Raw genomic sequence first — 8,118 nt, forward strand, 5'->3', positions numbered from 1 at the left:
ATTCAAAGCAAAACGGGGTAATAGAGGCATCCCACCCCACTCCTCGAGGCCTATGCGCTTAGGGCGGGGGCGGCATGGGCCGGCAACCGGGCTGGCGGCGGGCCGCGCTAGGACCTGGAGGCGGGGAGCTTGAAATCGGAGATGGAGAGGACGTGATCGCAGAAGTCGTATTCCGCGGGGTCGTTGGACGAGACGATGATCGTGCGACCCAAACCGTGGGTAGCGATCAACGAACGGTAGAGTTCGAAACCGGCGGCGTCGAAGTTGGTGCAGGGCTCGTCGAGCAGGAGCAGGGGCGTATCGGAGCAGATAGCTTGCGCGAGCTTGACGCGTTGCTTCATGCCGGAGGAAAAGTTCACGATTTGTTTGTGGGCGGCGGAGTCGAGGCCCAGCAGGGATATGATGGAAGCGGTGGTGAGGCCGGGGCGGAAGGGCTTGAAAACGGCGTGGAAGTCGAGGAATTCGGTGAGGGTCATTTCCTCGATGACTTCGAGATAGGGGGCCGACAGGGCGGCGGACTCGTAGACCCGGTCGGGCGCGACGGGCGCAAACGAGGCTAAGGACGCTTCGGGCGCAACCGGTGCGGAGGGGGCTGACGGGGCGGCCCAGGCAATCACGCCCTCGGAGGGCACGAGCACGCCCGCCAGGATCTGCAGCAGCGTCGACTTACCCGACCCGTTGGGGCCGGTGACGGCGTAGGATACGCCGGAGGCGAAGGTGTAGGTGAGGCGACGGAAAATCCAGTCGCGGTTATAACGTTTGCCTATATCAGAGAGTGATATCTTCATCGGCGCTCTCTTTGATGTACCGTCGGATGATACCGGCTTTAGAGTTCTCGATGAAGGAAATGATGTTGGCTCGGATGGGGGAATCGGGGACCCGTTCCTTGATGATGTTCAGCGCGGTGCTGGTGTTATGTCCCTGTATGAACAGGATGTGGTAGATGTTGGAAATTTCCTCGACCGCCTCTTTGCTGAAGCCCCGGCGCGCCAGGCCGATCTTGTTGATCCCGGCGTAGCTGAGCGGTTCCCGTGCGGCCTTGACGAAGGGGGGCACGTCCTTACGGATGGAGCTTTGGCCGCCGATATAGGAGTGGGCGCCTATGTGGAGGAATTGCTGTACGGCCGTCAGACCGTTGATGATCGCATAGTCGTCGACGGTGATGTGGCCGGCCAGCGTGACGCCGTTAACGAGGATGACGTGGTTCCCGATGATGCAGTCGTGGGCGACGTGGACGTATGCCATGAGCAGACAATGGCTGCCCACGACCGTTTTCCACTTGTCCACGGTACCGCGGTTGATGGTAACGCACTCCCGGATCGTTGTATGATCGCCGATAATGGCCAGCGTTTCTTCCCCGACGAACTTGAGGTCCTGCGGTACGGCGCTGATCACCGCACCCGGAAAAATCGTGCACTCCTTGCCGATCCGCGCGCCGTCCATGATGATGGCGTGGGACATGATGTGGCTGCCTTCCCCGATCTCCACGTTTTCGCTGACGACGGCAAACGCGTCGATGGTGACGTTCGGTCCTATTTTCGCTTTAGGGTGTACTTGGGCTAACGGGCTGATCATGTTACTTTGTGCTTTTTACAATTTGTGCTACCAGGTCTGCTTCGGTGACCACCTTGTTGCCCACATAGATGGTTCCTTTCATTTCGCAAATGCCGCGACGGATCGGGGCAGTCAGCTCCATCTTAAGGATCATCGTGTCTCCGGGGACAACTTTTTGCTTGAAGCGGCAGTTGTCGATCTTGAGAAAGTAGGTTTCATAGTGGTCTTCCGGATTGTCCTTGGGGATGGCCAGGATTCCCCCGGCCTGCGCCAGCGCTTCCACCTGCAACACCCCGGGCACTACGCAGTTGCCCGGAAAGTGCCCCTGGAAAAAGGCTTCGTTGTAGGTCACGTTCTTGATCGCGGTGACGTGCTGGGGGGACATATCTATGACCTTGTCGATCAGCAGAAAAGGGTAGCGGTGGGGTAATATTTTTTCGATTCGGTGTATGTCGAAGACCGGCGGTTTGTTGGGGTCGTAGCTGGGAATGCCGGCCTTGTGCTTGTTTTTCTTGATGTGCTCCTTGATCTTTTTGGCGAACGCCACGTTGGAGGAGTGTCCGGGCCGGTTGGCGATCACGTGGGCCTTGAATGGGAATCCCACCAGCGCCAGGTCGCCGACGACGTCGAGGAGCTTGTGGCGCGCCGGTTCGGTCGGGAAGCGGAGCTCCAGGTTATTGAGGTAGCCGCCGCTGTTGACGGCGATCGAGTCGCGATGAAAGACCTTGGCCAATTTTTCCAATTGAGCCGGAGTGACCGGGCGATCCACCACGACGATGGCGTTATTGATGTCGCCACCCTTTATCAGGTTATTTTCAAAGAGGAATTCCAGCTCGTGGAAAAAGGAAAACGTCCGGCAGGGCGCGATCTCGGTATTGAAATCGGCGATATTCTTCAGCGCGGCGTGCTGGGTTCCCAGGACGGGGGAATTAAAGTCGATCAACGCATTTACCCTGAATTCGGGGTAAGGCATGGCGACCATTTCGACCTTTTTAAGGTCGTCGACAAAAGAAAGGTTATGTTCGATCGTATACCAGATCTTAGGGGCATTTTGCTTTGCCAGGCCCACCAGCTCCAGGGCATCCACGAAGGGCTTGGCGCTGCCGTCCAGGATGGGGATTTCGGGACCGTCCAGCTCGACAAGGACATTATCCACCTGGGTTCCGTAGAGAGCGGCCATCAGGTGCTCCACCGTGGATACCCGGGCTCCGTTGTGCTCCAGGGCGGTGCAGCGGGTCGTATCCACTACGTAGTCACAGTCAGCCTTTACGGTCGGGCCACCGGGCAAATCAACCCTCTTGAATACGACTCCATGGCCCGGATCAGCAGGAACGAGGGTCATATTAACAAATTTCCCCGTATGAATTCCAACGCCTGAAATGGTAATCCTCTCTTTGATCGTATGTTGAAAATGTTGACTAGCCCCGTTCGTGCTTTCCATGGGCACGAAAGTAGGAAAAACTGGCTAATCTCCGGGAATTCAAGAGATACTTTCTTTTTCCGCTAGAAGCTGCTTGATCGCCAGTTCCAGGTCGACGATACGCTTCTCCAACTCCGGCAGGTTCCGGGCGATGGCCTGGCTCCGGAGGGTGCTGGTATAGTCGAAGGCGGGGGAGCCGGAAAGCGCGGAATTGGGGGTCTTGACCGACTTGGTGACCCCGCTTTGCGCATTGATCCGGGTCCCGTCGGCGATAAAGATATGACCGACGACCCCGGCCTGTCCGCCCATCATGACATTCTTGCCGACCTTGGTCGAGCCGGACACGCCGGTTTGGGCGGCAATCACCGTGTTCTCGCCGATTTCCACGTTATGGGCGATCTGGATAAGATTGTCGAGCTTGGCGCCCCGGCGGATGATCGTGCTCCCGATGGTCGCCCGGTCGATGGTGGCGTTGGAGCCGATCTCTACATTATCTTCTATGACCACATTTCCGATCTGGGGCACCTTTTTGAAGGTGCCGTCGGCCTGGGGGGCAAAACCGAACCCGTCCCCGCCGACGACTGTCCCCGCGTGGATGGTGACGTTTTCCCCCACTTTGCAGCCATGGTAAATACGAACCCCCGGATACAGGATGGTGTTGTCCCCGATGATGACCCCGGGACCGATATATACGTGGGGGTAGATTTTGACGTTTTTCCCGATGGAAGCGTTTTCAGAGATATAGGAAAACGCGCCCACGAAAACGTGCATCCCCAGGGACGCCTTGTCCGAAATAAAGCTGGGTTGCTGTATGCCCACCATCTGCTGGTTCTGTATCTCTTGGTATTTTGCCAGGAGCGTCGCGAAAGCGGAATAGGCGTCGGCAACCCTGATCAGGGTGGACTTGACGCCCTGACGCAGCTCCTGGGCCGCGTTGATGATGACGACCGAAGCGTCGGTGGTATAGAGATAGTCCTCGTATTTGGGATTTGCCAGGAACGTCAGCTGGCCGGCCCTTGCCTCCTCGATTTTCCCGAACGATTCGACCAGGGCATCAGGATTGCCCTCGATTTTACCTTGTATAATGAGCGCGATCTGCGCGGCTGAAAATTGCATAGTTCCTTGTTTACCTGGCCTCGGGATTAATATTCTAAAGTAACGTATTTTCTTAAAAAATATTTGCCGCTTCCACTCCTTTAGGGTCAATACCTAGCTCCTTGGGAAGCAAAAGTAGAATTTTTTTACAGGGCTGGCTAAAGTTTGATGGATAAGCGCGTTATCCACCTGGGAAATATCCCGGACTTCGCCGTTTTTAAACAAGACCCGGATTTTCTCGTCCCGGTCATCGTAGGTTCTGTTGGTGGCCGTCCCGTCAAAAACGAAGTAACAGGCTTCCCTTTCCCCGATGCCCAAGTTCCGTGCCACCGTCCGCCGGGTTTCCTCCAGCGGACCGGCGGGTGTCGGGAGGTTTCCCAACCGGATCTTTAACAACCTTCTATCGATCAACCAACTGGACAAGGTTGAAAGGACTGTGTCCTCGTGTCTTGTCCAGCGTTTTAGCAATCCTTCTACGTCCGAGTCGTCCAGCCGGCAGAAGCGGTCGAGGTCTATCTCGGCGGGGCCTTCCAGGAAGTGGTACAGGGGCGACCCATCCGGTGACAGCCTGCCATCCATGACCAGCTCCTTCGCACGCATGAGGATCCGCACCAACATCTGCTCCGCGCTCAGGACGGTTTTATGCAGGTAAACCTGCCAATACATCAACCTCCGGGCGACCAGGAATTTTTCGATGGAGTAGATGCCCTTTTCCTCCACCATCAGGTCTCCGTCGTGTACCGTGAGCATCTTCAGAATGCGGTCATACCCGATCACGCCTTCCGAAACACCCGTGAAAAAGCTATCCCTGGTGAGGTAGTCCATCCGGTCCACGTCCAGTTGCCCCGAAATCAGCTGGTGCAAAAAACGCTTCGGGTATTGACCATTGAAAATTAAAATGGTTAAATCTAAAGAACCGTTAAATTCTTCATTCAGCCGTTTCATGATCAGTCTGGAAATGCTTTCGTGGCTGCAATCCTCTACCAACACGTGCTCCAGGGCGTGGCTGAAGGGACCGTGGCCGATATCGTGGAGCAGGATGCCGGCTTTGGCCGCCAGCTCTTCTTCGGGAGATATGTCCACCCCCTTGGCGCGGAGCTCGGACAGCGCGCTGCTCATGAGATGATAGGCGCCCAGGGAATGCAGGAAGCGGGTGTGTACCGCTCCCGGGTATACGAAGCTGGCCAGCGCCATTTGCTGTATCCGGCGGAGACGTTGGAACCAGGGATGGTTGAGGATGGAAAAGATCAGCGGGTGATCGATGGTGATGAACCCATAGACGGGATCGTTGATGATTTTCCGCATGGGCTAAAGGTAAATTATATTTCCCCATGACGATTTTAAATTGTAGATTGATCGTATGATAGCCACGATACTTTGGGTGGACGATGAAATAGAAAGTTTACAATCGCAGAAGCTGTTCCTGGAAAATAAAGGTTACGCTGTCCACACGCTCACCAATGGTTTTGACGCCATCGACTTTGTCAAGGAAAATACCCCCGACGTCGTTTTGCTGGATGAAAGCATGCCGGGTATCACCGGTCTGGAGACCCTGGCGAAAATCAAGGAAGTCAACCGGCATATCCCGGTGGTCATGATAACCAAGAACGAGACGGAGAATGTCATGGACGAGGCGATCGGCTCACAGATATCGGATTACCTTATTAAGCCCGTGAACCCCAACCAGGTCCTGCTCAGCCTGAAGAAGATACTCGACAACAAGCGCCTCGTGGCCGAGAAGACGACCGCCGCCTACCAGCAACAGTTCCGCAACCTCTTTATCGCGCTCAATAGCAATCCTGATTATAACGAGTGGATGGAAATCTACAAGAAGCTGACATTTTGGGAGCTGGAAATGAAGAAGAGCGACAGCCCCGAAATGCAGGAAGTTTTCCAGACGCAGAAACAGGAAGCCAACACCGAATTTTCCAAGTTCATTTCCCGGAACTACCTCTCCTGGATAAAGAGCAAGGAGGACGGGCCGGTGATGAGCCACAACCTCGTCCGCCGCAAGGTGCTCCCCCATATCGAAAAGGACATCCCCACCCTGCTCGTGCTGATCGACAACCTGCGGTACGACCAGTGGAAGGTGCTCGAGCCTTTCTTCGGGGAGATTTGCCGGTTGGTCGAAGAAGATACGTTTTATTCGATTCTTCCGACGGCTACCCAGTACGCCCGGAATGCGATCTTTGCGGGGATGCTCCCGGTGGAGATCGAGAAGCGCCATCCCTCCCTTTGGAAAAGCGAGGAAGACGAAGGCTCCAAGAATGCCTTTGAGGAAGACCTGTTCAAGGTACAGCTCAAAAACCTCCGGCGGGACGACCTCCGCTTCAGTTATACCAAGGTCCTCCATTACCAGGATGGGCAGCGGCTGGTGGACAACGTCCACAACCTGCTCCAGTATCCGCTTTCCATCGTGATCTACAACTTCGTGGACATGCTCAGCCATGCACGGACCGAAATGGAGGTGCTCAAGGAGCTGGCCGCCGATGAGGTTTCCTACCGGTCCATCACAGCCAGCTGGTTCGAACACTCGCCCCTGTACCAGGCCCTGCGCAAGATCGCCGACCGGAAGTTCCACCTGATCCTGGCTACCGACCACGGCAGCGTGCGCGTCAAGACGCCCGTCAAGGTCGTGGGGGACCGGCAAACCACCACCAACCTCCGCTACAAGCACGGACGCAACCTCAACTACGATGCACGGGAGGTACTGGCGTTCAAGGACCCGAAAGAAGCGGGCCTCCCCGCGCCCAACCTCAACTCGTCCTATATTTTTGCCCGGGAGGACCAGTTCCTCTGCTACCCCAACAATTACAACCACTACGTCAACTATTACCGGAACACCTTCCAGCACGGTGGGGTCAGCCTGGAGGAAATGATCGTCCCGGTGGTGCGTATGTCCAGCAAGGGCGGAATTTCTTAGATTTGCAGCATGCGGTACAATCAGGTAACCTTGAACCGGATAGAGAAGATATTGGACGAGGCGTCCTATATCCTGCGGTATGAACGCGGGAACTTCCAGAGTGGGTATTGCATCCTGGAGCAAAAAAGGGTGGTGGTACTCAACAAGTTCCTGGATACGGAAGGAAAGATCAACACCCTGATCGAGCTGATCCCCCAGTTGCAGATCACCTATGAAATGCTGACCACCGACGCCCAGAAAATGTACGACGAGGTCATGCTCAAGCACGAAGCTCAATGACGCTCGACGTCACCTTCCTGGGAACAGGTACGTCCACCGGCGTACCGATGATCGCCTGCCCCTGCGCCGTATGTCATTCCACGGACGCGCGCGACAAACGGCTTCGTTCGAGTATCCTGGTGGAGACGCCTTCTTCCTCCATCGTCATCGACACGACCCCGGACTTCCGCACCCAGATGCTCCGGATCGGCCTCACGACCCTCCACGCCGTGGTGTTCACCCACCCCCACAAGGACCATATCGCCGGCCTGGACGACGTCCGCGCCTTCAACTTCTTCATGCAGGCGCCGATGCACGTCTATGCCAATGCCATGACGGAGGAGACGCTGAAGCGGGAGTTCGGCTACGCCTTTGCCGACAAACGGTACCCCGGCGTGCCCGAGATTATTTTGCATACCATCGACGACCGGCCTTTTATTGTACGGGAGCTGACGTTCATCCCCATCCAGGTCTGGCACTACAAGATGCCCGTGTATGGTTTCCGGATAGGCGATTTCACCTATATCACCGACGCCAACCGCATCGAGGAAGCCGAACGCGAAAAGATCCGCGGCTCGAAGGTCCTCGTCCTGAACGCGCTCCGCCGCGAGAGCCACATTTCACATTTTACGTTGACCGAAGCCATCGCCCTGGCCGACGAGCTCGGCGTCGAGCAGGCCTATTTCACCCACATCAGCCACCAGCTGGGTCTCCACGCCGAAGTGTCCCGTGAGCTACCCCCGGGCCGGGCCCTCGCCTATGACGGGCTCCGCCTCACGGTTTAATACCCCTTGTTCTTTCGGCCTGCCGGCCTCTCGGAGTGGGGTGGGGTGCCTCTTTTTCCCTGTTTTGCGAAAAGTTTCGCAAA

General features: G+C 56.2%; 8 protein-coding genes. 3 read left to right on the forward strand and 5 right to left on the reverse strand.

Translation table 11 applies throughout. The features are described from left to right. Nucleotides 1-107: 107 nt before the first annotated feature. The 5 genes from VL547_RS21255 to VL547_RS21275 all read right to left on the reverse strand — a co-directional run bounded on the left by VL547_RS21255 (nucleotide 108) and on the right by VL547_RS21275 (nucleotide 5,374). Nucleotides 108-788, reverse strand: a complete 681-nt coding sequence (locus tag VL547_RS21255; protein WP_325581757.1) for an ABC transporter ATP-binding protein — start codon at nucleotides 786-788, stop codon at nucleotides 108-110. Next, a complete protein-coding gene (lpxA, locus tag VL547_RS21260) occupies nucleotides 769-1,575 on the reverse strand; it encodes an acyl-ACP--UDP-N-acetylglucosamine O-acyltransferase (RefSeq protein WP_325581759.1) in 807 nt (268 codons plus the stop codon). The genes VL547_RS21255 and lpxA overlap by 20 nt, the downstream gene beginning before the upstream one ends. Before the next feature lies 1 nt (nucleotide 1,576). Further along, nucleotides 1,577-2,995, reverse strand: coding sequence for a bifunctional UDP-3-O-[3-hydroxymyristoyl] N-acetylglucosamine deacetylase/3-hydroxyacyl-ACP dehydratase (locus tag VL547_RS21265; protein WP_325581761.1), 1,419 nt, complete (start codon nucleotides 2,993-2,995; stop codon nucleotides 1,577-1,579). 39 nt (nucleotides 2,996-3,034) lie between these two features. Continuing rightward, nucleotides 3,035-4,090 carry a UDP-3-O-(3-hydroxymyristoyl)glucosamine N-acyltransferase gene (gene lpxD / locus VL547_RS21270; protein ID WP_325581763.1) on the reverse strand — a complete coding sequence of 352 codons (1,056 nt, stop codon included), beginning with the start codon at nucleotides 4,088-4,090 and terminating at the stop codon, nucleotides 3,035-3,037. Nucleotides 4,091-4,183: 93 nt separating this feature from the next. Continuing rightward, nucleotides 4,184-5,374 carry an HD domain-containing protein gene (locus VL547_RS21275; RefSeq protein ID WP_325581765.1) on the reverse strand — a complete coding sequence of 397 codons (1,191 nt, stop codon included), beginning with the start codon at nucleotides 5,372-5,374 and terminating at the stop codon, nucleotides 4,184-4,186. Nucleotides 5,375-5,429: 55 nt separating this feature from the next. On the opposite strand from VL547_RS21275, the gene VL547_RS21280 reads away from it, so the two are divergent. Genes VL547_RS21280 through VL547_RS21290 form a run of 3 tightly spaced genes read left to right on the forward strand, consistent with a single transcriptional unit; the run spans nucleotide 5,430 to nucleotide 8,035 of the window. Further along, a complete protein-coding gene (locus VL547_RS21280) occupies nucleotides 5,430-6,992 on the forward strand; it encodes a response regulator (protein WP_325581767.1) in 1,563 nt (520 codons plus the stop codon). 9 nt (nucleotides 6,993-7,001) lie between these two features. Next, nucleotides 7,002-7,271 carry a hypothetical protein gene (locus VL547_RS21285; protein WP_325581769.1) on the forward strand — a complete coding sequence of 90 codons (270 nt, stop codon included), beginning with the start codon at nucleotides 7,002-7,004 and terminating at the stop codon, nucleotides 7,269-7,271. Beyond that, entirely contained in the window at nucleotides 7,268-8,035 is a 768-nt protein-coding gene (locus VL547_RS21290) for an MBL fold metallo-hydrolase (RefSeq protein ID WP_325581771.1), read from the forward strand. The genes VL547_RS21285 and VL547_RS21290 overlap by 4 nt, the downstream gene beginning before the upstream one ends. Nucleotides 8,036-8,118 lie beyond the last annotated feature (83 nt).

Origin of the sequence: Dinghuibacter sp., from assembly GCF_035492835.1 — a bacterium.
In the GTDB taxonomy this organism is placed as follows: Bacteria; Bacteroidota; Bacteroidia; order Chitinophagales; family Chitinophagaceae; genus Dinghuibacter.